The following is a 23,279-nucleotide window of genomic DNA, read 5'->3' as shown; positions in this document are numbered from 1 at the left end:
ATCGTTAATGTCAATCGTTAATGTTAATGTCAATCTCCACGCAAAATTAAAAAAAGTAGCCATTATATAGAGATATTTATATAACATAAATAATAAATTATATAATATTTAATATAAGTGGAGGACATTAATAATGGCAGATTCTATTATTTTATTAGAAGAGCGTAAAGAAGTTACAACCTTCTTATTGGACGAAGGTGAGATTACTGCAACCACCGTAACAACTCCAACTGGAGAAACTCCAGGATATGAGTATGCGGGAGATAAAATCAAAGTTGATGACGCTGTAACATTATCTGATAACTCAGATATTGGAAAACCTACAGTTAAAAAATTCTCTGGAGATGAAGGAGAAATCATTTTAGGTATTGCAGTTAACGATCCAGTTACCATGACTGGCGGTAGAAGAAAAACAGCTATCTTAGTTTTAGGTCATTTATTCAGATTAAAGTTAGCTAGTGGATTATCAGACATCGCTGTTAATGATAGAATAGCTTTAACCAGTACTGGCGCTATCCAATCAGATGACGGTGAATATATTGCAATGCACCCAGTAACTAGCTCAGATGATTACAATTACATTGAAGTATTCAGACCATACGACATCGGAACAACCGGTGAAACATAAAGGTGATAATGAATGATTACAAAAGGAAATAATACTAAAGTACAAAATGAGGTAATAGCTCAAACTATTACTGATGAAACTGCAAAAAGGTTGAAGTTAGCTAGATTGTTTCCTAAACAAGAAATTAAAGAGAATTCAGATTATTATACATACTTTAGACAAAACATTAATCTCGATGAAGCTATTAAAAAAGGCTTACTTGGTGAGGCCAAAGACATTGCTCCAGGTGCATCTTTACAAGAATTAAACATTAGAAAACCAGTAACAGACACTATATCTATAGATACTGTTGGTGGAGTATTGAATGTTAATAAAGATGTATTTGACAGTGACATTGTTTCATTTGAGGATTTATTAGGTGATGTAGCTACCGTTATTGCAAATCGTATTGAATTTAACATTTACGATACATTAATAAGTTCACCAAACGTTCCAGCGTACAATACCACCCAAACAGAGGATACTATGGATGCATTTGGTAATTTTATTCTTAAAGCTCAAGAAGCCTTCAAAGGTAATGCTGGAGCTGGAGCTGATTTAACAATAATGGCAGAGTCATACAAAACATTATCATACGTTAAACAATTAGCTTACAGTTCAAACAAATTAGTACAACCTGTAGAAGACATTAAAGAATACTACGGTATTGATAATATTGATCTCTTAGGAACTACTCAAGCTGACGGCGGATCATTAATAGGTGACAAACAATACATAGGTTTTGATCTTAGGAATGCACCATTAACAGTATTGTACTCCAAATCTTCTGGAACTACTGTTGCACCAATTACCAGTGATGAAAACATTGCAGACTTCTATCCTCTCATTGAAATCATGCGTAAAGACATCTATGATGAATTACCTCAATATACCAAATTATTTATACAAAGTAAAGTAGGAATATTATTAAATAAACCTGGTCTTGCTTTGAAAGGTACTTGCAGACCATAAGGAGGCTATGTTAATGTTAACAAAAGGAAATGATGCTAAAGTACAAAATGAAGTAATGGCACAGATTGTTGCTGATACATCCGCAAAGTGGATGAAATTCACAAGACTTTTACCAAAGCAAGAAATAGAGGAAAACTCACAATATTATACTTACATGTCTCAAAGAGTCAATATCGAGGAAGCTATTCAAGCAGGCGTACTTGGTGAGGCCAAAGATATTGCTCCTGGCGCAACACTTCAGGAATTAAACGTTAGAAAACCAATCAGTGAAACTGTCTCCATTGATACTATCGGCGGTGTCTTAAATGTCTCTGCTCAAATGTTAGATTCCAATTTAATCAGTGTTAATGACATGTTACAAGACGTAGGAATATTAATCGGTAGGAGTATTGAAAAGGCAGCTATTGACATGATAATGAATTCATCTAAAGTAGCCACCTATAATTTTGAATCTGGTGATGACACTGGAATGACCATCCTTAAAGCTCAGGAAAAATTCAAAGAATCAGCAGGAAGTTTCACTAACTTAAATTCAATGGCTGTTAGTTATAAATCTCTCACTACATTAAAGTCTGACATATTCTCAAGCAATAGGCAAGTTGAACCAGTAGAATTAATCAAAAGCTATTATGGTGTAGACAACATCGATATCTTAGGTACTGCTGTCTGTGATGGCGGTTCAGAGATGGGTGACAAAACCTACATTGGTATGGACTACATTAACCCAGGAATGAAATTGTTATACTCCAGGACTACAGGAACAACCGTTGCACCTTTAGGCCCGGACGGTGAGATGTACGATTTCTATCCATTAATTGAATTCATGCGTAAGGACATTAGAGATGAATTACCTATGTATACAAAGCTATTCATACTTTCCTCCGTCGGTGTGTTAATGAACGCACCTAATAGAATTATCAAAGGTAATTTCAGAGCTTAAAGCAATTCAAAAAGATCTCCTAAATATTGTTGCCCTTTCGATTAAGAGATTGCGTGTAAGGGGATAAAGAATATATTATCTCTTCTGCTAAGAGTTTTTTAACTCCAAATTCCTTAACAAGCTGGGATAAGACCCTCTCCCAGCTTCAACTATTTTTATATGGAACAATAGCTATAAATATATATCAGAGGCTATAAAATGAAATTATTTTTAGATAATAAAAATTCGTATGTAACAACATTAACAGTCAAAGGTAAGGAAATAACATTACTGTTAATTGAATCCAGCATATTAATTGATTCTTCACAAATAGCTAAGCTATTCGACAAAAAAGAAAAGACAGTCGCAACTAAAGTCAATAAATCCAAATTAGAGAAATACGAAACAGAAAACATCAAGCTATTGAAGAGCTACGGCCTAATGCATCCTGAAGCTGTTAAACCAAAACCATTCTATGATTTAAGACAGATGCTGGAAGGACCTGCACAATACTATTTCAAACAGAATGATGAACTTGATCTCATTGACGTTATTGTCCGTGTGGCCATTGGCAAACATCGTGAGTGGATCCATAACCGTGACATTGATAAATTTTAATATAACAAAATTTATATCTATTAAACACAATTATTAAATGGTGATAGAAATGTCAGACAAAATAAAATATATTTCACTTATAGTATCTGTGCTCGGTATTTTGTTTTCAATATACATTCTTTTCAAACATAATTTCGACACAGCAAGCATTATAATATGTTTATTATGGATTACAATACTAGTTAAAGATGTAAGTCAGTTATATAAATAAATTATTTTTTTATTCATTATTTATCTGAACATTAACGGCCGCCATTAGCTAGTGAAAATCTACTTTTTAAAACTCGTGCATATATCGGAGGTTAAAATCTAAATTCAAATCCGATGCCCCTTCCGTTAATGTTAATGTTGATTCATTAAATTAATAATAATGAGATATCTTAAAAAAATAAGAACATGAAAAAATGAGATAATTCATTCTATTTAATCTAAAAAATAAGGTTAGTAGATGAGTTAACATCTACTTGCATTTGATATTAATAGTCTTAGTTACTTTATTGTAGTATTTACTGCCCACATAATTAATTACTGATTTAAAAGTTCCTTTTTTAGTCAATTTGGTAATTTTAAATGTTGCAATACCTTTGCTGTTGGTTTTAGCAGTATAAGTCTTCTTATTGACTTTAATAGTAACCTTAGTGTTTTTCATAACTTTATTTAAATTATTTTTTAAGGTTATAGAATATTTTTTAGTTTTAACAGATTTTTTAAATGTCTTAGTTTTAGCTATTATTTTAGGAGTTGCTTTTTTAACATTGACTTTAACTGACTTAGTTGATTTATCATAATTAATGTTTCCTACAAATGTGATTGTTGCAATATATGTATTAGGAACTAAACCGTCAGTAGTTAATGAAACCTGCCCCTTATTGTCTGTTGTTAGGTTCTTAGTTTCACCATTCAATGAAATTTTAACTTGAGCATTTTTAATAGTTTGACCATTGTTGTCTTTTAAAGTAACAACTAATTTTTTACCATCATTATAAACCGTACTAATACTGCTGGCTGTTAAAACACTTCTTGCCTTATTTACAACAACAGTGGCAGTAGTGGTTGATGTAATGTAAATATCATTACTATCAAATGTGATTGTTGCAATATATGTATTAGGAACTAAACCGTCAGTAGTTAATGAAACCTGCCCATTATTGTCTGTTGTTAGGTTCTTAGTTTCACCATTCAATGAAATTTTAACCTGTGCTCCACTAATCACATTACCATTCTCATCTTTTAAAGTTGCAACTAAATTTTCACCCTCATTATAAACAGTAGTTACATCACTAGCAGTTAAAGTGGTTGAAATCTTGATTGTTGGAACTGTGACAGTTTCATTGTTAGAATCAGCATATATTTCATTTCCGTAAGCCCTTACAGTAACTGTATAATTTTCATCAGTCATATCTGAAGCATAGCATTTTGCCTGACCGTTAACATCACTGACTACATATTCCACACCATTAATTTCAAATCCAATTTTAAGCCCACTAACAGGTTTGTAATTTGCATCTTTTATGGTAGCAACAATATTTTTACTGTTTTTATCATACTTTACAGTTAATCTGGTTTCCAGTTTATTTACCATGACTTTGCAAGTAGTGCTTACTCTAATGTAAAATTCATTGCCATCAAATGTGATTGTTGCAATATATGTATTAGGAACTAAACCGTCAGTAGTTAATGAAACCTGCCCCTTATTGTCTGTTGTTAGGTTCTTAGTTTCACCATTCAATGAAATTTTAACCTGTGCTCCACTAATCACATTACCATTCTCATCTTTTAAAGTTGCAACCAGATTTTTACCACTATTGTAAACAGTAGTTATATCTATGACTGTTAAAACACTTTCAGCTTTATTTACAACAACACTACTATTAGTAGTTGATGCAACGTAAATGTCATTGCCATCAAATGTGATTGTTGCAGCATAAGTGTTTGGAACTAAACTATCTATAGTTAATGGAACGTATCCCCAATCATCTGTTGTTATGGTTTTGGTTTCACCATTCAATAAAATTTTAACCTGTGCTCCACTAATCACATTACCCTTCTCATCTTTTAAAGTTGCAACCCAATATTCACCTCCTTTGTAAACAGCAGTAACATCATGTGCAATTAAAGCACTTCCCACTTTATTTACAACAACACGGACAGTAACATTTGATGAAGAGTACATATCATTACCCGAATATCTTATGGTAGCAACATATGTTTTTGGGATTAAATCTGCGGGAATGTCAAATGAAGTTTCACCATTAGAATTAGTTTTTAATGAATATTCATAGTTATTTAATTCAATTAATATTTTTTCACCTGATAAAAAGTTATTGTCTCTGTCTGTTAATGTTACAACCAGATTTTTAGGAACACCATAAGTAGTAGTAATATCTTGTGCAGTAATAACTGTTGGTATTTTATTGATTGTTACATTGAGAGAGTTTGAACCATAATACCAAGAACCTTCTTTATCTGCAGTACAATCTTGGAAACTTGAATTAGATAAACTGCAATTTTTACCACTGATGAAAATCCCACCACCATACCATTTAGAATAACAATTTTGGAAATCAGATCCAGCAACACTACATCCATCACCATTCCAATAAACAGCACCTCCACTACCATCGCTAGAACAATAAGTGAAAACACAATTGAATAATTTACTATTGTCACCTTCTCCGTAAACAGCACCTCCACTACTATTACTAAAACAAGTATAAAAACCGCAATCAAATAAAGTACCATTAGCACCATTCCAATTTACAACACCACCTTGTGATTTAGCATCACACAATGAAAAAGTACAACTATACAAAACACCATTTATACTTCCCCAATAAATGGCTCCACCACTACTAAAATTAGAATGACAATTTCCAAAGAAACAATTGGATAAAACACCATTTATACTTCCCCAATAAACAGCACCACCTTGAGCACCACTAAAACACTTCACAAAATCACATTGAGTTAAAACACCATTATTAGTAGATCCCCAATAAACAGCACCACCTGTATTTAGAGCACTGCAATTCTTAAAATCACAATTAGATAAACTACCATTATCTCCCTGCCAATAAACAGCACCACCATATCTGGCATAACAATTTTCAAAAGTACAACGAGATAAAGTACTATTAACCCCTTTACAATTAACAGCTCCACCACCATACTTTGCAGAACAATCTATAAAATCACAACGAGATAATGTACTGTTATCCGCATTCCAATAAACAGCACCATCATCACCAGAACAATTCACAAAACTACAATCGGTTAAAGTAGAATTAGCACCATAGAAAGTAACAGCACCACCATCATCACTATAACAATTCACAAAACTACAACCAGACAAAATCCAATTAGCAGTAAAACGAGTACTATAGACAGCACCACCATTAATGTTTTTAAAATTTATATTTTTTAAAACAACGCCCCAGGTACCATCATTAACAAATCCTCTTCCCTGACCTTTCCCGTCTATTGTGTGCCCATTACCATTAATTGTAATCGTCCTTTGATAAAGATCAATAGGTATTCCATCATAATAATCATCAATACTACTTTTATAGGAATAATCCCTAGTTAAATCCAACGTACCATTTGCATTAACTATTTCTCTAGATAAATCATAAAATGATCCATAAGAAGCTCCCAGTTCATTTTCTTCTGTTACTCCAACTTTATTATTATCATCAACATTTATTGAAATATCAGTAGCTTTTGCAGTTTCATTAACATAATCTGCATTCACACTTACAAATTCGTCACTTGAGTCTCCTATACTTACAACATCACTTGTAACATTTTCTGTCGCACTTGCTACTGAAATTGTTAATAAACTTACAATAAAAATCACTAATACAATTAACTTTTTGTTTATCACAATTACCCTCCGTAACATAAAATGATTAATAATATGTTATATATAATGTGCGATATGTTATTAATAATTGCTATTCAAATCCATTAGAAAAAAATTCTAGTAATTAAAATAATTCCAGTAATGAAATACCAATCGTTAATGTTAATGTCACTTTAACCCAACCAATACCTAATTTTTCAGTATATACCTATTGCGACTCGCATTGCTCGTCGCAACCGGTCCATCAGAGATGGACAGCTTATTTTACCAATAACATAAACTTTATATACTGCCAACAATATAATTATATGCAAGTGCATTAAATATGTAAATACATTTTTAGTTTAAGTATAGTAAATAATTCACAGGAGGAAATACCATGATAGAGAAACATGAAGAGTTACTTGAGAAACATGTCCAAAGAGAAATGGAAATGAAACAAGTCAAAGAAGATTTCATAAACGAAACAAAGACTCCTAAAAAGCAAATAACAGTTAAACTATTTCCAAACACCCATAAGAAGTTAAAAATAATTGCAACAGCAAAAGACACCACATTAGAGAAAATAGCTACAGAAATTATAGAAAACAAAGTTGCTGGATTGGATGTTGTTGAATATGTAAAGGACGCATTTGAGAATGCTGATGAATTTGAAGACGGCTTTGATTGGCTGCAAAGACTTGATATTGATAATACAACATACGATCTTAATGACAAGCTATTGAAAAAAGGAAATCCAAGAAAAAGAATTAATGTTAAAGTAGATCCAGATACTCACAAAAAATTAAGAGTCATCTCAGCTATTCAGGACAGATCCCTGGATAACATAGTTGGCTCTGTTATCGAATATGAACTAGGTGAGGAAAATAACATTAACGCTTCTAAATTGATGGATGAAATTCTAGATTCAATTGAAGATGAGGAATAGCTATCGTTAATGTTAAATTAAAGTTATTTCATCTTTGGGGACATATTCAATTGTTTCTGTTGGTTCTTTTTCCACCTCTATCTCTTCAAGTTCCACAGGTTCTTTATCTTTAACAATTGTCTTATGTCTTCCAGAGAATAATGTATTTATTCTTGATAATGAGCTTGCATCTCCAAGTAAATGATTATAGTCTTTTGCAAGTTCATTATATTTCAATTTATGAGCATTCAGTTCTTGACTATAAGCTAATAGCATTTGTGCTTTTTCTTCAGTGTGCTTAATATCAATTTCAGATTTTTGTGTTGCAAGTTTCAGGTCAACTTCAGCTTTGGCCTTGTCGAGTTCCTTTTCAACTTCTTTGATTTTGTCTTTTAATTCCTCAAGTGCAGCGTAATGTTCCTTAGGGGAAATATAATCTTTAAGAATAGCAAGAGATTGCACTTTCTCCATTAATTCATCTATATGTGCTTGTTGTTTTTCAATAGTTTCTTTTAAGTCTTTTTCTTTTGCATCAAAATCGGCTTGGAGTTCAGCTTTTGATTCTTTATAGTTTTGATTTACACTCATTAAATTATTATTCAGCAGTTGATTGGTATGGTTGATATTATCATTGGTAGTTTTCAGCTTTTCATTTTCTTTGATCAGCTCTTCATTTCTAGCTGCAAGACCATCTGATGAATCTATCAGATTATTATAAGCATTATGCCAATACTCTTCTTGACCTTTAGCAACTTTAATTTTTTCTTTTAATTCTTCCACTTCATCCTTATCATAGACTTTAGGCTGAGTTTTAGATTCTTCAAGTTCCTTTCCAAGATTATCAACTCTTGCTTTTAGATTTGCAATCATTGCATCCTTTTCCTGAAGTTCACCTTTCAAATCCTCATCGTTAATGTCAGCTTCAATTTCTTTGATTCTAGCTTTGTATTCATCTCTTTGGTTTAATTGTTGGATTAAGCTATCACGTTCATTTTCAGATATGACATAGACTTTTTCTCCAACTCCAAAGATTGTATTGCTGAATCCTATCCTATTTGCATTGGCAGTATTTTTCTTAACTTCGAATTCCTGGCCAATGGAATAATCTTTTTTTTCAAGAGTTTTTTCATCCATCACTTTCACTCCAATCCTTAACATACATAGTTTTATCACAACTATATTTTATAGCTATTGCAATTAATTGCAATTTTATTGCAACAAAAATTGCAACAGTTGCAACTGGAATTGCAACTCAGTTTTCAGAATTGCAACTTTTGAACAACATCACAAAATGTTGAAAATTGTTTAAATTTCAGATTTTGAGAAAAATCAAAACGATCTCTGCTATTTTTCAAGGTATGCCGTTTGCTTGCAGGAACGATTCATTATTGTAATACTTGTACTACAATATATGTATTATATTAAGGTATTGCAATTTCGCGAAAATAGGGGGTATCTTGGACATACAGATGTGCCACTTGACATACTGCACTTTCGCTATGTAGTACAATAATTTATATACATTCGTGTATACATTCACAATTGCAATAATTGCAACACCAAAATAATGAATTGCAACTTCAAGGAAAATAGGGTCAAAATTGCAATTATCGATATTTCAGATTTTTAAAATTGCAATTAATTGCAACAAAATTGCAATTCATGTATGGAAAATTGCAACAAAATTGCAATTTCTCTCCGACGTTAAATTTAACTTTCTTAAAATTACAATTGTTCAATTTTTTATAACTTTTTCTATATAATATTGAACAAATAAATAATAAAAGAATTGCAATAATTGCAACTCAGATTCCACATTTCATCCTGAAAATTTTGGCAGTTGCAATCGGATTGCAATAGAGTTGCAACAAAATTGCAATAGTTGCAACAGGAATTGCAACACCTGTAAACATAAAATCATATACCCTAACTAATACATCCATCAAGAATAATCATAATAAAATAATGTATTACACGGCCAAATACAAAATATTATTTCTCTTATATAAAAATTATAATACTATAATATATAAATAAAATAATATGTCAAGAGATAGTATAACCTGGACAAACTTTTGCCAAGGCATGAACTCAATTGCCTTCTGGCTGCTCCAGAACAAAAAGAAATATAAGAAACGAGATTACTACCAAATATTCAAATTAAAAGGTAGTTGTGAAGACGTAGAAAAGCGCGCGAAAAAATTAGGCAATGATAAGCTAGTATGTATGTACACAATGGCAGTTATTAAAGATAACACTTCTTTAGACTTCCTTCCAAACTATGTAACATTAAAGGACGGCCTTCAGATAGACAAAGCTGAATATGTTGACATGGCCATAAGGACAGAAGCATTCATCAAAGCTAATGGAAGATATCCTGCCATAGTATATAGGAAATCAACATTACCAGACTATAATGATACTACAATGAATTTCTTTATCAAAACCTTCAATTATAAAGGCAATACCATAGATGAGGCTTTAGCTATTATAGCAAAAAAGGAATTATATAGCAAGTACTTTGATTCACAGAAAACTGATAAACAAACCATTAATGATGCAAGCAAAGGTAAAGGTTCCAACTGTGTAGACTGGGGACAAGTCTATTATCGTATTGCTAAAAGCTTAGGTTATGATGTGCAATTTGTCCACGTTAAATGTCGTGTAAGCGGTACTGGACATATCAGATTAAGACTCAGACATAAGAAACATACTGAAGGTAACTGGATCAACCGTGACCCTGCAGCCGTAGCAGACACAACTTCAGGAAATGTTAGATCATTATGGTGTGAAGACGGATACCTTATAGCATATGATCCAAGTTGGATATTCTCAGATTTGTATAGTAGTTAACGGTGATAATATGAATTGCGGCCAAATGATAGAAGAATTAAAAAAATTCCCAAAGAATAAACCGGTAATGATAATGGGTTGGTATAGTATTGCAGAAACAGATGAACCTGAAGACATTAACAGCGTATGTTATCTCAAAGAAGTAGATATAGATACTCTAGAAGTCACAGGTGAAATAAAAGACTTTGTAGCTATTGTCAGTGATAAATATCATGAAATAGCTAGTGAATTCCCATAACCACATTAACACCGACCATCACCTATTCAAAACTTAATTTCTGAAACCCTTTCATATATATCGGGGTTTAAAATCAAGTTTCATTTTCAAAATCACTGCCGTTAATGTTAATGTTAATGCATTAAATTTCAAAGGTAAGTGGCATGTGGTCACTTATTCCTAGCCAGTTATCAGCATCACCAATTTGTAAATTTTTAACTTTATCAGGTGCTGAAAATACATGGTCTAAGTGAAAAGGACTATTTAAATTCCTACGCCAATAAAATGTAGGGATTGATTCTTTTCCTTCTTGTTCTCCGGTTAAATAGTGATATATATCCACAAGTCCTTTTTCAGATAACTTTTCTATCATTTCATAAACATTTTCTCCATGACGTTTATTAACTAATCGAACATCACAATTAAAATCTCCACAGATAATCATGTCTTCATTGAAGAATCCTGAATCTTTGTGTTCTTCATAATATTTAGTAATTTCTTTAGGATAATAAATTTCCTTGCGTCCTTCCATATTTGGATTAGTCCAAACGCCTAAAAGATTAAAATCATCATTAACCGTGACAGGTAGAAAATATCTAAGTCCTTTATCATCTAAATCTGCTAATTCCAATTTAACATTATCTTTAGCAAATATTCCAAGACCATAACGTGGATTTTCACTAACCCAAAAATAATTAGATGCAAATTCATTATATTCTTCTGAATCAATTATTAATGGATTTTCACATTCTTGAATTACATAAATATCTGCATCTTCTTTAAGAATAGCAGAAAACCTTTCACTAAAATAACCATTAACATTCCAAGAAATAATTTTCATAATATACTCACCCTTATTATTTCAAACTATATTAATATTTATAATACGGAATATTATTATAATTTGTGTATATAATTTGTTAACATTAACATCGGCCATTAGCTATTCAAAACTTAATTTCTAAAACTCTTGCATATATATCGCAGTGTAAAATCTAAATCCAAATCCTGAAACGCCATCGTTAATGTTAATGTCGGTGAAATAAATTAAAAGAAAAAAAGTAGCTATTGATTATTTAACATTAACATTTGATTATATTGAAGATAACATTTAGCTGGATTCTAACTCTTTGTAGATTTCTAAGCCTATATCTGTTAATTTATACAATCTTCCAGTTTTATCGTCCTCATTTATACATACAACAATATTTCTGCTTTTTAAATCGGATAGTATTTTTGATATTAGACTGAATCTAGCATCCATAGTTTCTGTAATTTCGGATGGAGTTTTACGATCTGTTGATAGGATTCTTATAACATGTTGACGATTTTTACTACGTTTGACAAAGGCAAATGCTTGATCATATGCCTGGGTTTCCTCATCGTTAAACATATATATCTATATCAATTATGAATTAAATATTATGCTATTTTTATATTATTATGATTCTATTATTATTCTATTAACACCGAACAAACTTTTATTAAATTTGGATATACTTATTAAAACTTTTATATATATCTTAAAAACGAATAATAATCAACATTAACGACCAATTCCTCCAATATAAAGTTTTAATTAATTAAAATTAAATTTTACATTAATCGCATAAGTTAATAATAAATTGTGATAAAATAAACTTAAAATTAATTTATAAAAACTATACCTTTTTATATAAAAAAAATAATAAGATATTATATGTTTACATACGTAGTAAATTATTAGGAACAGATAGTATGGCAAATGTTAATAACACATCCTCATATATGGATGAAGATAAAAAGAAAATAATCAAAGAGTCAAATTTTACATATAGGGATGCACTTGAAGTTGGTGCATATCTTATAGAAACAGGGAAATTCGAAAGGGTCTATAAGGAAATGCAAATCTATGATTTGCAAAAAGAATTAGACGCACTGGACGATTAACCCTAGAAAAAACAATCTTAAATAAAATAAAAACTACACAAAATCCAAGTGCAGTTTTTTAAAAAATAAGCAGTAAATAGTTTAAACTATTTACTCTTAAAAATTAATAATATACCTAAGTTATAATAATACTTTATTATAACTTGACTACTTTTTTTGTAATATATCCATATATATAAACACTAATATTAATATATATAAATAATATATAGTGTAATTATGGCAGTAAGAAAAAGCAACGTTAGTGCAAGAGTTGAAAGCACACTAAAAAGAATAGTAAACGAATCTGATTTTACGCACAAAGACGCATACGAAATTGGAGCTAAAATAATAGCTCGAGGTGATGCAGAAAAAACAATAACCGCAATGGAAACCGACTCCGAATTAGAACGGAAAATAAAACAAGCAGAATATCAGATTGTGCAGGAAAGAAAAACAGAACTAGAAAGAGAACTAAGATATTTATAGGAGGCCGCCTCCTATGGGCAGGAAAAATTCCGACATTATCTTTTTTCTCGAACAGCATGAACAAGAAATAATAAATTGCTGCAAAAAAGGAATGAGTAACAATGAAGTCAGGGAGTTATTAAAAAATAGATATGGTCGAGAAGTACCGGATAATACCTACAGAAAATTCAAAGCAAAACTAAAACTAACAAAAAGCGATTTCTTAGAAACATTACTGGATGAAATAATTACAATGAAAACATCTGGAGCAACAGATGAAAACATTAGAAGATGGCTAGCTGACGAACATGAAATAAAAGTTAGCAGAGCAACATTCTCAAGATTCAAAAAGAAATACAACCTACAAGATACAAGTAAAAATCCAAATAAAGAAGCGTTAACAAACCGAGCAATAAACCAAAAACAAATAACCGACAATAACATCCACAATGACAATATAGATATAGCTATTGATACAATTCTTCAACAACAGGTAACCGACATTAAAACAGGACTCGACAATTTAGATCGTATAACAAAAAATGCTGTAGGTATAGAAATTGATTTTGGAAAACTTGATCATGAAATAAGACATAATGCAAATGAAAAAAGTTTACCCAGATACTTACTTGATTTAGCAGAACTTAAAGTAAGATATTTAGAATTATCTGTTAAAGCATTTGAAGCTAAAAATAGATTATTCAAAGATGAAATGGATAGACTATTTAAGAATCGTGTTTTAGAACTTGAAGACAAAAAAATTGAAATCTCACAAAAAGACATTATGAATGAAATAGAAGTCCTTGCAAAACAAATAGATGATAATAATGTATGATGAAAACGGCAAATTCTATTTAGATGCAAGAGATAAAGCTATTCTTCAGAAATGTGTATATGAAAATCCATACATACCCTTCAGACCATTTGTCAAACAAGCTGAGATGATTTTGGCTTCAGAAAAAGAAGTTCTTATTGGAGGTGCTGCTGGAGGTAGTAAATCCACCAGCTTATTAATGAGGGCCTTATTCTACGTTCAGGATGATGTTAATGAATACCATGCACTTATTTTAAGAAGAACATTATCTGATTTGAAAAGAAAAGGCGCATTAATACATAAAGCTAGTCAATGGCTGAACAGGAAAGAGATTCAAAGAGACCCAGCTATTAGGCCAAAGTGGGATGGTACTGAACATTCCTGGACATTTCCAAACGGCAACTCATTAACATTTGGATATCTCAGGAACATTAACGACCTCGATACTTATCAAGGTTCTGAATATCAATTCATTGGCATTGATGAGTTAACGCAACTGGAGCGCTTTAAATATATCTATATGCGTTCACGTGTGCGGAAAACTAAAGACAATAAGCTTCCAACTCAACTGATGGCTTCAAGTAATCCTGGTAAGCGTGGGAATAAATGGGTGCGTGAAAGATTCATCGAAAAGATAGATGAGGACATCCAAGATAAAGAACAAATTCGTTTTATCAGCTCCAGTTATTTGGATAATATTTATTTAGACCGCAAGGACTATGAAGAATACCTTATGGGATTGGATAGGGTTACACGTGAGCAGTTAATGAACGGTAACTGGTATGCTTCAGTTAAAGGTGAGCTATTTGATGAATCAGATTTCCACTTGATCTCTCATGACGAATTTTTAAAAATTCCAATCATCCGCATCATCAGGTATTGGGATCTTGCTGCAACCGAAGTCCTGGACGACACCAATATGAAAAAATCCGATCCGGATTATACTGCAGGAGTATTGCTGGCTAAAGATTTAAACGGCAATATCTACATCCTAGATTCATATGAGTTTCAATTGGAATCTAGAAACTTAATTAATGAAATCATTAACACTGCAGCACGTGACAAGTCAGACGTGCAATATATAGAAATTGACGGAAGTACTGGGAAGAACTTCGGCCTGTTGGTTATTGATGAGTTAAACAGAAGAGGATTCACAACTGGAACTGGAAACTCACGTGAGAATAAAGTTGATAGGGCCAGAAGAGTATCGGCTGACATCCAGCTTAATGGAATTTTCCTGGTTGGAAAGGATAGAACAGGGTTTACTAAAAAATGGGCTATGGAATTTTTAGAGAAAATCACAGCATATCCTAATGAAGCTATTCATGATGACTGTGTTGTGGCCTTCACTGGTGCTTATGAAAAATTAGTTTCAGAAACTCAAACAAGAAGAGTTGATGTCGATAAATGGTATTCTACCTAAATAGCTATCGTTAATGTGAATATTAAACGTTAATGTTAATGTAGGGACTATATTATGGTCATGATGGATTATCAGATGGACATATTATGGACTGGTCTGTGGACTAACTATGGACTATATAAGGGACTTGATGGACTATACTATGGACTAACTATGGACTATGTAGTGGACTGTTTATGGACTTACTAATGGACAAAGTATGGACTACTTGATGGACTGTTTATGGACATAGTTGTGGATGGACTGGACTATGGACTGCAAATGGACTTATGGATGGATGTATGGACTGATGGACTATACCCAATCAAGGGTACCCCATGTGTGTTTGAAATCCAAGGCCAAATTGAGCTTCTTTTTTTAGGGTGTCCATAGTGATGGACTAATTATGGACTATACTATGGACTGTTTATGGACTGGATGATGGACTGCTTTTTCCAGAATTTTGAAAAAATAGCTGCCTGCGAACATAGTCCGGCGCATATAACATTGTTATCTTTCCAGAATCAGCGCAATTTTCAGGGGGTACACAATTTTTGAGGTAGTCCATATGGATGGATGTATGGACTACAGTCCATAAAATGGACTGCCGCGTGGACTGTTTCCTGTGCAACAATTCAACCAGACCTCAAAAAATTCATCCCGCGAAAAAATAGATATAATAATTTTCTTGCAATTTTACATTTGTAAAATTATAACAGCAATACAACTTATTATTATATTAACATAATAAAATAATATAATATAATACAGATAAAATAAAAAAATAAATTCATATTTTGCTATCATTTTATATAGTAGTAATTCTAAAAATTAATTTATATATTGGAGTGAGTGATAATCATGCCAAATACTAAGCAAAAATCATTTAGAATTTCGGAAGAGCTGGCAATTGAATTTGAAGTGCATGCCAGGAAAACTCAGACTAAAGAGGTCGATCTTATTACAAGATATATTACAGAGGGTTTAAAAAGAGACAGTAATCAAACAACATTAGATTAAAATTATTGAAAATGTGTAAAAAAATAGTACGAGAAAGTAATTATGAAATGACGGCAATCATTCCATAATCATAAGTTTAAACTTAATTATAATTTATTAATTTAGTTATATTTAAACTTTTATATAAATTAGTGTAATACACACAAATTATTTTTTTCGCATTTCCAATTTCGAGTTGAATTTAGGAAGTGTTTATGCATGAAAAGTATTAATGAAATATCTTCTAGCGGGATAATAGAAGATGATAAGGATAGGATACCCGTAGTTATTAATAGCTATGGTTTAAAAAGCTTTTTCTGGGAGATGGGATAATGAAGCCTAAAGTTGACTTTCACATTAAAGCTGATAAGGCAAAAGCAGACAGGGCTAAAGAATTATCTGGTCTAACCAACAGAGAACTTTATGAACTAGGTTGTCAAATTGCAATTGAGCAAAACAGGAACGTACTGGATACTGAAATTTTGGAATTGCATGAAGCAATGGATAAAGTTAATGATCTAACTAAATCAATCAGATTAAGATTGAAAGACAAAGAAGTTCCAACTAAACCTAGTGATGGTGCTGAAACTGATGATGATGAACTTAGAAGAAATCACTTGCCTTTAGATTTATTCCAGGAAATGGTTCTCTACTATATGGATGACTATGACATTACTGATCTTCAGGACCTCAGCAGCAAAAACAAAGAAATCTTCAGATTTGTTTTAATTAATTTGGCTTATCATGAAATGAATATAGAAGATGTAAATGCTTTATATAAAGAAATAAATTCTGAATAAGTTTTTATATCTTTATTACTTTTTTATTTTTATTTATTTTTAAATTGCAATTCTTATACTCTTTAGATATTAATTTTGTTAATGTTAATGTTAATCTTTTTTTGGAATTGCAATTATTGCAATATGAATTGCAATTTGTAATTTGGAGTTGCAATTGATTTTATCAGTTTACTTTATTTGCTTTAATTTATATAAAATATTATAAACACGTTTTATTATGGGGATGAAAACATGGAAAGCAAATTGATAGAAATAGCTAAATCACATTATGAAAACGATGATAATTATGTTCGTTTTGTAGATGATTATAAAGTAAATGATTTATTAAATAATTTTGATGAATACCCTCACGCATTTGTACTGGGATGTGTAATGGATAAACAAATTGCTGCTGAAAGAGCATGGTCAATACCTTATAAGATATATAAGGAATTAGGTAAATTTGATATTGATTTCCTTGCTGATGTTCCTGTTGATGAATATAAAAGGTTATTTAATGAGGGCAAATACCACCGATTCAATAATCAATGCGCTGAATTCTTTTATGAAGCTGTACATAAAATTAAAGATGATTATGATGGTGTTGCTACAAACATATGGTCTTATAATTTAACTAGTGAAGAGATTGTATCTAGATTTCTTGAGTTTAAGGGTGTTGGTCCTGGAATAGCAACTATGGCAGCCAATATACTTGCAAGAGATTTTAAAATTAAAATGAAAGATTATTCTGCAATAGATATTTCTACTGACAGACATATTGTTAGAGTAATGGGCAGATTGTATTTCAATGATGAGGATGTATCAGAAGAACATGTAATAAATAAAGCTAGAGAAATTAATCCTGAATTCCCAGGACTCATTGATTTAGCGTGCAGGTTTATTGGTAAAGATTACTGCCGTCCTACTGATCCTGAATGTTATAATTGCCCGTTAAATAAAGAATGTGAATATAATTTAAAATAAAGTTCATACACTTTTTGAACTTTATCTATTTCTATTTTTAAAAATCGAAGTCATCATTTGTTTGATCATTATTGTTAGAGTCATCACCATATAGATAATAAGGTTCTTCCTCTTCTTCATTATTAGTGTAATAATTTTTTTGTGGCCTAAATGATGATGGGGGTTCATTTGGAATTGCATAGGGATATTTTTCTTTATTTTTCTTTTTATTATTGAAAGAATAGTATAATGCTATTAGAATAATTAAAATAAATATGCTAATGATAAATAACATAGTTTACACCATGGTTAGTCATAAGGGTAATTTACTACTCCGCCACAATAAGGGCAGTTGGGTCTTTGACCATTGTAGGTATTTCCACAATAAGGACATGTGTAATTTTTCCAGGAATTGTTTAAAATTTCAGTAGAATAAAGTCTAATGGCATTATCTCGGTAGTGATTATTTAATATTTTTCTAGTGATTAAAACCAGGACAATTGAGATTACAATTCCTATTGGGAATAATCCTCCGGATATGACCAGTACAATCCATGCTTCTACAAAATAAACATTAGCTTTTTTATCTATAACGCCTTTTTCTCCACGATAACCTCCTTTTCTAAATCTCATTTGGCTTCCACAGACTGGGCATTGATATATAGCTAATTGTTCTTCTGTCATAAATCCACAGGTATCACAAATATAATTCCAATAAGTCATTTTTAATCATCAGTTCCTGTTATTCAATTTTATTATATCTTAATAACATCTTATAAATTTAATCTAGTGATACTTATTTTATATAAAAAATATAATATTTATTTATATAAAAAATATAATAAGGTAAATTTCAAGTGAAAAATATCCTTACTAGAAATAAATAAATTTCCTAGAATAAACTCTTTAGGTGATTGGTAATGTATGAAATGATTGGCATTCTTGTCGGATTGGTTTTAATCAATGCAATAGTTAGTTTATTGATAATTGACCTAGTGTACAGATGTTACTGTTTAATTAAAGAAGAGAACTATGACTTAAGAGAAGTGTTTGAGAGGTAATGTTAATGAGAAGAATTTTCATCGAAATGGATTATGAAGGACACGATACTAATTTAAGTGCCTGCCATGAACTGGAAAAGCTATTGGAATACACTGACTTTAAACTCAGAAGATTTAATATTGTTGACCATGATGATTTATTTAATGTAACTATTGGAAACGGATAATATGGGCGTTACTGATTTTATTAAAACCAGATTATTGAATAACCGTGTGGAGCAGTACAATACTAAGCGCAGCTATTGGGGTGAGGATGAAAGGCAGCCTAGAACTGACGGCATCAATACAGGCCTTGACCTTCAAGAAGCACTTCCTCCTGTAATCAATAAGACTATAGCTAATGCAAGGTATGCTGTTAAGCTTGACGGTTATACTTCAGGAATTTTGAAAAACAGAATTGATAAAGCTAATGTTAATATGGTTCTGGTTGATAAGGATGAAAAACTCGATGCTGAGGATAAATTAACTCTTATCCTTTGGGCCAGAAAAATAGACATCTCACAAGTTGCGAAAAATATTCTGCAAGCGGGAATGGTAGATGGTGAGGGTCTTATTAAACCTGTAGAGCGTTGGGATACTGATATTGGTAAATATGTTAAACCTATCTTTTTAGAAATCGGCGCACACGGTTACGGCCTTAAAAAAGAATTTAATGATGATAATGAGGTGCAGCTATATCTTCATGAAATGCCTAAGGATGTTGTTAACGGATCTCCTAAAGACTTTGCTAATTTTGTAAGTGTTGAAGAGGGAACATTAACGGTCAAGTATGAGCCGGAAGAGGTTATTAACTTCATGTATAATGAGATATACTCAGAAGCGCAAAGCATTATCCTCAACTGCCTTGATGATATCTTTCATAAATGTAACTTGGAGCGCAACCAGGTAGAGCGTATTAATAAGGATAATATTATTGAAGTTAAGCCTGCAATGGATGCAAACGGCCAGCCCTATATTACAGAGCTTTCAACAACCGCTAAAGAAAACTTATACTCAGACTATGGAACCACGGCCGGAAGTAATGTAGCTATTGTACCTCCAGGAATTGAATCTAAAATATTAGGTGGTAATAACTACCAGTCAGACTATACAAGGCAAACGGAAATCTTTAGAAATAATATTTTAAGGACTTTTGTAACTCCTCAGTCTCAGGCAGGTAATGAAAAATCTAACCAGAACGTGGCAGAGTACATTAACGATTCAGCTATTACCGGGTTTATTGTTAATGTAGCTAATGACCAGAAGTGGGTGTTAAAGCATTGTAATGAATTGTTAAAAAGGCAAATGGAATTAATGGGCATTAAAGAAAGTTATAATGTTTACTTCAGCTATTCCAGAGACGATGTTGTTAAATATGTAATGGAACTTTCAGCTGAAGGTGATGAAATCTATAAAAACTATTTAAGTAACTTTGAAGAGGAACAGCCTGTTGGAGAGAGGATTTTAAGTGAGAGTGGTGTTGAAGTATAATAAATATTTATATAAATAAAATAATAAAGTAAATAATAAATATTGTAATAATGTGTGATTAATTATGAGGCATGAACTTTTTGAAGTTGGATCATATGATTATTCTGACTTGGATGAACGGTTAACAAAACCTGTAGAATGGACTGAAGATGATCTAAAACTAATAGCTGAAAACTATCGTGGAGGAATTCCTTTAACCGCAGAACATGACAATATCTACGTAGGTATTGGAAATAATATTGAATATGAAGAGGGAAAGCTATTCCTTGAAATTCCGGATGAACTGGACATGGAAGGAAAAGGATTATCTCCTAAAGTTGATGTTTTACTGAAAGATAAAGGAGATTCATATGGAATTGATAAAATGAGCTTAATAGATGTTGGCGTTACAAAAAGCCCTAGAAAAATTACCCTGTTGAACTCAGATATAACTGGAGAAACCGGCGCAACTGGAGATGCTGGAAATCCGGCACCTGCTCCGCAGCCACAACCTCAACCACCTAGTAAAGATACTAATGTAGCAACTACTTTATTATTAGAAAAGCTGCAAGGCAAAGATGCGGAAATCGGAAAGCTTCAGGATGAAATTAATAATCTAAAAGAAGAATCTAAAAAATATGAAGAAATACAAAAAGATATTGAAGAGAATAAGGACTTCATTGATTCTAAAGATGATATATTAAAAGAATTATCTGAATTAAGAAAAGCGGAAAACGAAAGAAAAATAAAAGAGTACGAGGCTAAATATAACTTTAACTATAATGAAAATCAGCAAGATAAAGAAATAATTGATAAGCTATTATCCGGGGATGTAGATATGGAGCTAATGGAAAAGCTTGCTGAAAGAAGAATAAAAATCGAAGCTAGTAATGATGGTTCCACACCCGGAGGGAGGAATCCCGGAAACTCTGGAGATACAGGTGAGACTGGCTCAACTGGAAGTACTGGAGATGAGGATTCACCTTCTTTTACAACTCGTGAAGAATATAATAAAATTTTAAAGGACATGGGATTCAATAGAACTAGAATATAGCTATGATAGTGTTTTCTTACTTTTCCACTTGAGCTATAGATTTTCATTGAATCACTCTTTGATTTAGTTTAGTGGAGGAAGTGTTTTTTGATGTGTTTCACTTCCTCTATAATTTTTATATTTCATCATGTGGGGAGCAGCGTGCATTGAAACCCTTAATGCCTAATTAAGGGGGGACAAGCCCCCCTTTAATTACCCACGAATGCGCAATGCCCGACGAATTATGTTTCCAAGTTTCATAAACCTCGAACCGACCGCTAAAGGGTCGGTTCTTAAATCTGACAAACTAAAATACTTAAATCCATAAACTCGGAATAGGGGGCAAGCCCCTATTCCTCGACTCTGACAAAGCTATTATTGTTAGGCCTATAGTATTGCCTTTCGCTTACGCTCAAGGCGTCCAGTCCTCGCTTACGCTCGGACGGAACATAATGCTGATGCCTACCAAATAATATCATTCTTGTCCATGTTTTAATATACGGAACCGACCGCTGAAGGGTCGGTTCCTAAGTGTGACAAAGCAAACTATTCCAAATCCATAACCTCGGAACAGGGGACAAGCCCCTGTTCCTTAAATTTGACAATGCCATTATTGTTAGGTCTATAGTATTGCCTTTCGCTATCGCTCAAGGCGTCCAGTCCTCGCTTACGCTCGGACGGAACTTAATGATATGCTTATTAAAATATAATGTTTATTGGTGTCTTATCTTACGGAACCGACCGGCAAGGGTCGGTTCCTCCCTAATACTTATGCTCGCCAATTCTATTCACCAGGCCTCAACACACGCCTCGCTTACGCTCGGCGTGGTCTCGGCCTGGCGAATTGGCTCGCTTATAACATGGGTATGGCAAGGTGGATTGATCCCAACATTAACTATTTTTCCCAACTGATGCAACCTATCAAATAATTAATTCTGCAATGGATTAAATCAAAACAAATTACATTACATACAATATAATGATGTGTACATTACATTAACAACAACATTATCAATAATTAAAATACTTTTTAACATAAGATATACATTAACAGCATTTCAAAAGCAAGTTTCTATTAACAAATAGCAATCGTTAATGTTAATCTGGATTTGGCCATGGCTATTGTAATCGTTAATGTTAATGTCATTATAATCAATTGCTACTTTTTAATTTCAATATTCTGAAGTGTTTTTTACATTAACATCCGCCATTGTTAATGTTGATTAAATCTCAACCCTTGCATATATATCGCAGTGCAGGTGAAAACAACTTTTAAAATCGCAATCGTTAATGTTAATGTCAATTCTGGTTCTGGTTTTGCTATCGTTAACGTTAATGTTAATGTTATTATAATCAATAGCTACTTTTTAGTTTCAATATTCTGAAGTGTTTTTTACATTAACATCCGTCATTGTTAATGTTAGTTTTATTTCAACTCTTGCATATAT

At 32.0% G+C, this 23,279-nt stretch carries 30 protein-coding genes; 22 read left to right on the top strand and 8 right to left on the bottom strand.

Annotated elements, in window-relative coordinates:
* Nucleotides 1-133 precede the first annotated feature (133 nt).
* From ACKI32_RS02650 to ACKI32_RS02630, 5 genes are all read left to right on the top strand, one after another.
* Nucleotides 134-628 carry a hypothetical protein gene (locus tag ACKI32_RS02650; RefSeq protein ID WP_407413210.1) on the top strand — a complete coding sequence of 165 codons (495 nt, stop codon included), beginning with the start codon at nt 134-136 and terminating at the stop codon, nt 626-628.
* Nucleotides 629-640: 12 nt separating this feature from the next.
* A complete protein-coding gene (locus ACKI32_RS02645; protein WP_407413208.1) occupies nt 641-1,579 on the top strand; it encodes a hypothetical protein in 939 nt (312 codons plus the stop codon).
* A 13-nt stretch (nt 1,580-1,592) separates the two neighbouring features.
* Nucleotides 1,593-2,519: a hypothetical protein gene (locus tag ACKI32_RS02640; RefSeq protein WP_407413206.1), complete on the top strand. Its 927-nt coding sequence runs from the start codon at nt 1,593-1,595 to the stop codon at nt 2,517-2,519.
* Between the two features lie 198 nt (nt 2,520-2,717).
* On the top strand, nt 2,718-3,116 hold the full coding sequence (locus ACKI32_RS02635) for a hypothetical protein (protein WP_407413204.1): 399 nt from the start codon (nt 2,718-2,720) through the stop codon (nt 3,114-3,116).
* Nucleotides 3,117-3,165: 49 nt separating this feature from the next.
* Nucleotides 3,166-3,327 carry a hypothetical protein gene (locus ACKI32_RS02630; protein WP_407413202.1) on the top strand — a complete coding sequence of 54 codons (162 nt, stop codon included), beginning with the start codon at nt 3,166-3,168 and terminating at the stop codon, nt 3,325-3,327.
* Between the two features lie 249 nt (nt 3,328-3,576).
* Here the strand turns inward: ACKI32_RS02630 and ACKI32_RS02625 are convergent, their stop codons facing one another.
* Entirely contained in the window at nt 3,577-6,999 is a 3,423-nt protein-coding gene (locus ACKI32_RS02625; protein WP_407413200.1) for a hypothetical protein, read from the bottom strand.
* Between the two features lie 358 nt (nt 7,000-7,357).
* Between ACKI32_RS02625 and ACKI32_RS02620 the strand changes: the two genes are divergently transcribed.
* Complete coding sequence (locus ACKI32_RS02620; protein ID WP_407413198.1) at nt 7,358-7,906, top strand: hypothetical protein; 549 nt, start codon at nt 7,358-7,360, stop codon at nt 7,904-7,906.
* A gap of 12 nt (nt 7,907-7,918) precedes the next feature.
* Here ACKI32_RS02620 and ACKI32_RS02615 read toward each other — a convergent pair whose 3' ends face one another.
* Together ACKI32_RS02615 and ACKI32_RS02610 are read right to left on the bottom strand one after the other, a co-directional pair.
* Nucleotides 7,919-9,019: a hypothetical protein gene (locus tag ACKI32_RS02615; protein WP_407413196.1), complete on the bottom strand. Its 1,101-nt coding sequence runs from the start codon at nt 9,017-9,019 to the stop codon at nt 7,919-7,921.
* 671 nt (nt 9,020-9,690) lie between these two features.
* Nucleotides 9,691-9,828, bottom strand: coding sequence for a hypothetical protein (locus ACKI32_RS02610; protein ID WP_407413194.1), 138 nt, complete (start codon nt 9,826-9,828; stop codon nt 9,691-9,693).
* 100 nt (nt 9,829-9,928) lie between these two features.
* Between ACKI32_RS02610 and ACKI32_RS02605 the strand changes: the two genes are divergently transcribed.
* Nucleotides 9,929-10,738, top strand: a complete 810-nt coding sequence (locus ACKI32_RS02605; protein WP_407413192.1) for a hypothetical protein — start codon at nt 9,929-9,931, stop codon at nt 10,736-10,738.
* A 10-nt stretch (nt 10,739-10,748) separates the two neighbouring features.
* On the top strand, nt 10,749-10,976 hold the full coding sequence (locus tag ACKI32_RS02600; protein WP_407413190.1) for a hypothetical protein: 228 nt from the start codon (nt 10,749-10,751) through the stop codon (nt 10,974-10,976).
* Nucleotides 10,977-11,097: 121 nt separating this feature from the next.
* On the opposite strand, the gene ACKI32_RS02595 is transcribed toward ACKI32_RS02600, so the two are convergent.
* On the bottom strand, nt 11,098-11,796 hold the full coding sequence (locus tag ACKI32_RS02595; RefSeq protein WP_407413188.1) for an endonuclease/exonuclease/phosphatase family protein: 699 nt from the start codon (nt 11,794-11,796) through the stop codon (nt 11,098-11,100).
* 270 nt (nt 11,797-12,066) lie between these two features.
* Nucleotides 12,067-12,348 carry a MarR family transcriptional regulator gene (locus tag ACKI32_RS02590; protein WP_407413186.1) on the bottom strand — a complete coding sequence of 94 codons (282 nt, stop codon included), beginning with the start codon at nt 12,346-12,348 and terminating at the stop codon, nt 12,067-12,069.
* Nucleotides 12,349-12,692: 344 nt separating this feature from the next.
* Between ACKI32_RS02590 and ACKI32_RS02585 the strand changes: the two genes are divergently transcribed.
* From ACKI32_RS02585 to ACKI32_RS02560, 6 genes are all read left to right on the top strand, one after another.
* On the top strand, nt 12,693-12,884 hold the full coding sequence (locus ACKI32_RS02585; protein ID WP_407413184.1) for a hypothetical protein: 192 nt from the start codon (nt 12,693-12,695) through the stop codon (nt 12,882-12,884).
* A gap of 219 nt (nt 12,885-13,103) precedes the next feature.
* Complete coding sequence (locus ACKI32_RS02580) at nt 13,104-13,352, top strand: hypothetical protein (RefSeq protein WP_407413182.1); 249 nt, start codon at nt 13,104-13,106, stop codon at nt 13,350-13,352.
* A 13-nt stretch (nt 13,353-13,365) separates the two neighbouring features.
* Nucleotides 13,366-14,166, top strand: coding sequence for a hypothetical protein (locus tag ACKI32_RS02575; RefSeq protein ID WP_407413180.1), 801 nt, complete (start codon nt 13,366-13,368; stop codon nt 14,164-14,166).
* A complete protein-coding gene (gene terL, locus ACKI32_RS02570) occupies nt 14,159-15,568 on the top strand; it encodes a phage terminase large subunit (RefSeq protein ID WP_407413178.1) in 1,410 nt (469 codons plus the stop codon). Before ACKI32_RS02575 ends, terL begins: the two co-directional genes overlap by 8 nt.
* Before the next feature lie 54 nt (nt 15,569-15,622).
* Nucleotides 15,623-15,757, top strand: a complete 135-nt coding sequence (locus tag ACKI32_RS02565) for a hypothetical protein (RefSeq protein WP_407413176.1) — start codon at nt 15,623-15,625, stop codon at nt 15,755-15,757.
* A gap of 33 nt (nt 15,758-15,790) precedes the next feature.
* The gene (locus ACKI32_RS02560; protein ID WP_407413174.1) at nt 15,791-15,940 is read left to right on the top strand and encodes a hypothetical protein; all 150 of its coding nucleotides are present in this window, start codon (nt 15,791-15,793) and stop codon (nt 15,938-15,940) included.
* A 34-nt stretch (nt 15,941-15,974) separates the two neighbouring features.
* Here ACKI32_RS02560 and ACKI32_RS02555 read toward each other — a convergent pair whose 3' ends face one another.
* A complete protein-coding gene (locus ACKI32_RS02555) occupies nt 15,975-16,178 on the bottom strand; it encodes a hypothetical protein (protein ID WP_407413172.1) in 204 nt (67 codons plus the stop codon).
* Between the two features lie 230 nt (nt 16,179-16,408).
* On the opposite strand from ACKI32_RS02555, the gene ACKI32_RS02550 reads away from it, so the two are divergent.
* From ACKI32_RS02550 to ACKI32_RS02540, 3 genes are all read left to right on the top strand, one after another.
* Nucleotides 16,409-16,567 carry a hypothetical protein gene (locus ACKI32_RS02550; protein WP_407413170.1) on the top strand — a complete coding sequence of 53 codons (159 nt, stop codon included), beginning with the start codon at nt 16,409-16,411 and terminating at the stop codon, nt 16,565-16,567.
* A 311-nt stretch (nt 16,568-16,878) separates the two neighbouring features.
* Nucleotides 16,879-17,346 carry a hypothetical protein gene (locus ACKI32_RS02545; protein ID WP_407413168.1) on the top strand — a complete coding sequence of 156 codons (468 nt, stop codon included), beginning with the start codon at nt 16,879-16,881 and terminating at the stop codon, nt 17,344-17,346.
* A gap of 231 nt (nt 17,347-17,577) precedes the next feature.
* Complete coding sequence (locus tag ACKI32_RS02540) at nt 17,578-18,309, top strand: hypothetical protein (protein WP_407413166.1); 732 nt, start codon at nt 17,578-17,580, stop codon at nt 18,307-18,309.
* A 37-nt stretch (nt 18,310-18,346) separates the two neighbouring features.
* Here the strand turns inward: ACKI32_RS02540 and ACKI32_RS02535 are convergent, their stop codons facing one another.
* On the bottom strand, nt 18,347-18,583 hold the full coding sequence (locus ACKI32_RS02535; RefSeq protein WP_407413164.1) for a hypothetical protein: 237 nt from the start codon (nt 18,581-18,583) through the stop codon (nt 18,347-18,349).
* Nucleotides 18,584-18,597: 14 nt separating this feature from the next.
* Nucleotides 18,598-18,972 (bottom strand): hypothetical protein, encoded by a 375-nt coding sequence (locus ACKI32_RS02530; protein WP_407413162.1) that lies wholly within the window; start codon nt 18,970-18,972, stop codon nt 18,598-18,600.
* A 236-nt stretch (nt 18,973-19,208) separates the two neighbouring features.
* Between ACKI32_RS02530 and ACKI32_RS02525 the strand changes: the two genes are divergently transcribed.
* The 5 genes from ACKI32_RS02525 (at nt 19,209) to ACKI32_RS02505 (ending at nt 23,216) form a co-directional block, all read left to right on the top strand.
* A complete protein-coding gene (locus ACKI32_RS02525) occupies nt 19,209-19,349 on the top strand; it encodes a hypothetical protein (RefSeq protein WP_407413160.1) in 141 nt (46 codons plus the stop codon).
* Between the two features lie 5 nt (nt 19,350-19,354).
* On the top strand, nt 19,355-19,516 hold the full coding sequence (locus tag ACKI32_RS02520) for a hypothetical protein (protein ID WP_407413158.1): 162 nt from the start codon (nt 19,355-19,357) through the stop codon (nt 19,514-19,516).
* Between the two features lies 1 nt (nt 19,517).
* Nucleotides 19,518-20,819, top strand: coding sequence for a hypothetical protein (locus tag ACKI32_RS02515; RefSeq protein WP_407413156.1), 1,302 nt, complete (start codon nt 19,518-19,520; stop codon nt 20,817-20,819).
* 64 nt (nt 20,820-20,883) lie between these two features.
* A complete protein-coding gene (locus ACKI32_RS02510; protein WP_407413154.1) occupies nt 20,884-21,852 on the top strand; it encodes a hypothetical protein in 969 nt (322 codons plus the stop codon).
* 1,238 nt (nt 21,853-23,090) lie between these two features.
* Nucleotides 23,091-23,216: a hypothetical protein gene (locus tag ACKI32_RS02505; RefSeq protein WP_407413152.1), complete on the top strand. Its 126-nt coding sequence runs from the start codon at nt 23,091-23,093 to the stop codon at nt 23,214-23,216.
* Nucleotides 23,217-23,279: the final 63 nt, after the last annotated feature.

This window comes from Methanobrevibacter sp. (genome assembly GCF_045611865.1).
Classification (GTDB): domain Archaea; phylum Methanobacteriota; class Methanobacteria; order Methanobacteriales; family Methanobacteriaceae; genus Methanocatella.
This window is presented reverse-complemented; position numbering and strand designations above follow the sequence as displayed.

Bases quoted from the DNA above. Each gene is read 5' to 3' on its own strand.
- ACKI32_RS02635 (WP_407413204.1), top strand. From the start codon at position 2,718: ATGAAATTATTTTTAGATAATAAAAATTCGTATGTAACAACATTAACA.
- ACKI32_RS02565 (WP_407413176.1), top strand. From the start codon at position 15,623: ATGGTCATGATGGATTATCAGATGGACATATTATGGACTGGTCTGTGG.
- ACKI32_RS02595 (WP_407413188.1), bottom strand. From the start codon at position 11,796: ATGAAAATTATTTCTTGGAATGTTAATGGTTATTTTAGTGAAAGGTTT.
- ACKI32_RS02605 (WP_407413192.1), top strand. From the start codon at position 9,929: ATGTCAAGAGATAGTATAACCTGGACAAACTTTTGCCAAGGCATGAAC.
- ACKI32_RS02515 (WP_407413156.1), top strand. From the start codon at position 19,518: ATGGGCGTTACTGATTTTATTAAAACCAGATTATTGAATAACCGTGTG.
- ACKI32_RS02575 (WP_407413180.1), top strand. From the start codon at position 13,366: ATGGGCAGGAAAAATTCCGACATTATCTTTTTTCTCGAACAGCATGAA.
- ACKI32_RS02550 (WP_407413170.1), top strand. From the start codon at position 16,409: ATGCCAAATACTAAGCAAAAATCATTTAGAATTTCGGAAGAGCTGGCA.
- ACKI32_RS02610 (WP_407413194.1), bottom strand. From the start codon at position 9,828: ATGGATGTATTAGTTAGGGTATATGATTTTATGTTTACAGGTGTTGCA.
- ACKI32_RS02580 (WP_407413182.1), top strand. From the start codon at position 13,104: ATGGCAGTAAGAAAAAGCAACGTTAGTGCAAGAGTTGAAAGCACACTA.
- ACKI32_RS02585 (WP_407413184.1), top strand. From the start codon at position 12,693: ATGGCAAATGTTAATAACACATCCTCATATATGGATGAAGATAAAAAG.
- ACKI32_RS02600 (WP_407413190.1), top strand. From the start codon at position 10,749: ATGAATTGCGGCCAAATGATAGAAGAATTAAAAAAATTCCCAAAGAAT.
- terL (WP_407413178.1), top strand. From the start codon at position 14,159: ATGTATGATGAAAACGGCAAATTCTATTTAGATGCAAGAGATAAAGCT.
- ACKI32_RS02530 (WP_407413162.1), bottom strand. From the start codon at position 18,972: ATGACAGAAGAACAATTAGCTATATATCAATGCCCAGTCTGTGGAAGC.
- ACKI32_RS02510 (WP_407413154.1), top strand. From the start codon at position 20,884: ATGAGGCATGAACTTTTTGAAGTTGGATCATATGATTATTCTGACTTG.
- ACKI32_RS02590 (WP_407413186.1), bottom strand. From the start codon at position 12,348: ATGTTTAACGATGAGGAAACCCAGGCATATGATCAAGCATTTGCCTTT.
- ACKI32_RS02615 (WP_407413196.1), bottom strand. From the start codon at position 9,019: ATGGATGAAAAAACTCTTGAAAAAAAAGATTATTCCATTGGCCAGGAA.
- ACKI32_RS02520 (WP_407413158.1), top strand. From the start codon at position 19,355: ATGAGAAGAATTTTCATCGAAATGGATTATGAAGGACACGATACTAAT.
- ACKI32_RS02620 (WP_407413198.1), top strand. From the start codon at position 7,358: ATGATAGAGAAACATGAAGAGTTACTTGAGAAACATGTCCAAAGAGAA.
- ACKI32_RS02535 (WP_407413164.1), bottom strand. From the start codon at position 18,583: ATGTTATTTATCATTAGCATATTTATTTTAATTATTCTAATAGCATTA.
- ACKI32_RS02630 (WP_407413202.1), top strand. From the start codon at position 3,166: ATGTCAGACAAAATAAAATATATTTCACTTATAGTATCTGTGCTCGGT.
- ACKI32_RS02545 (WP_407413168.1), top strand. From the start codon at position 16,879: ATGAAGCCTAAAGTTGACTTTCACATTAAAGCTGATAAGGCAAAAGCA.
- ACKI32_RS02525 (WP_407413160.1), top strand. From the start codon at position 19,209: ATGTATGAAATGATTGGCATTCTTGTCGGATTGGTTTTAATCAATGCA.
- ACKI32_RS02640 (WP_407413206.1), top strand. From the start codon at position 1,593: ATGTTAACAAAAGGAAATGATGCTAAAGTACAAAATGAAGTAATGGCA.
- ACKI32_RS02540 (WP_407413166.1), top strand. From the start codon at position 17,578: ATGGAAAGCAAATTGATAGAAATAGCTAAATCACATTATGAAAACGAT.
- ACKI32_RS02650 (WP_407413210.1), top strand. From the start codon at position 134: ATGGCAGATTCTATTATTTTATTAGAAGAGCGTAAAGAAGTTACAACC.
- ACKI32_RS02645 (WP_407413208.1), top strand. From the start codon at position 641: ATGATTACAAAAGGAAATAATACTAAAGTACAAAATGAGGTAATAGCT.
- ACKI32_RS02560 (WP_407413174.1), top strand. From the start codon at position 15,791: ATGGACATAGTTGTGGATGGACTGGACTATGGACTGCAAATGGACTTA.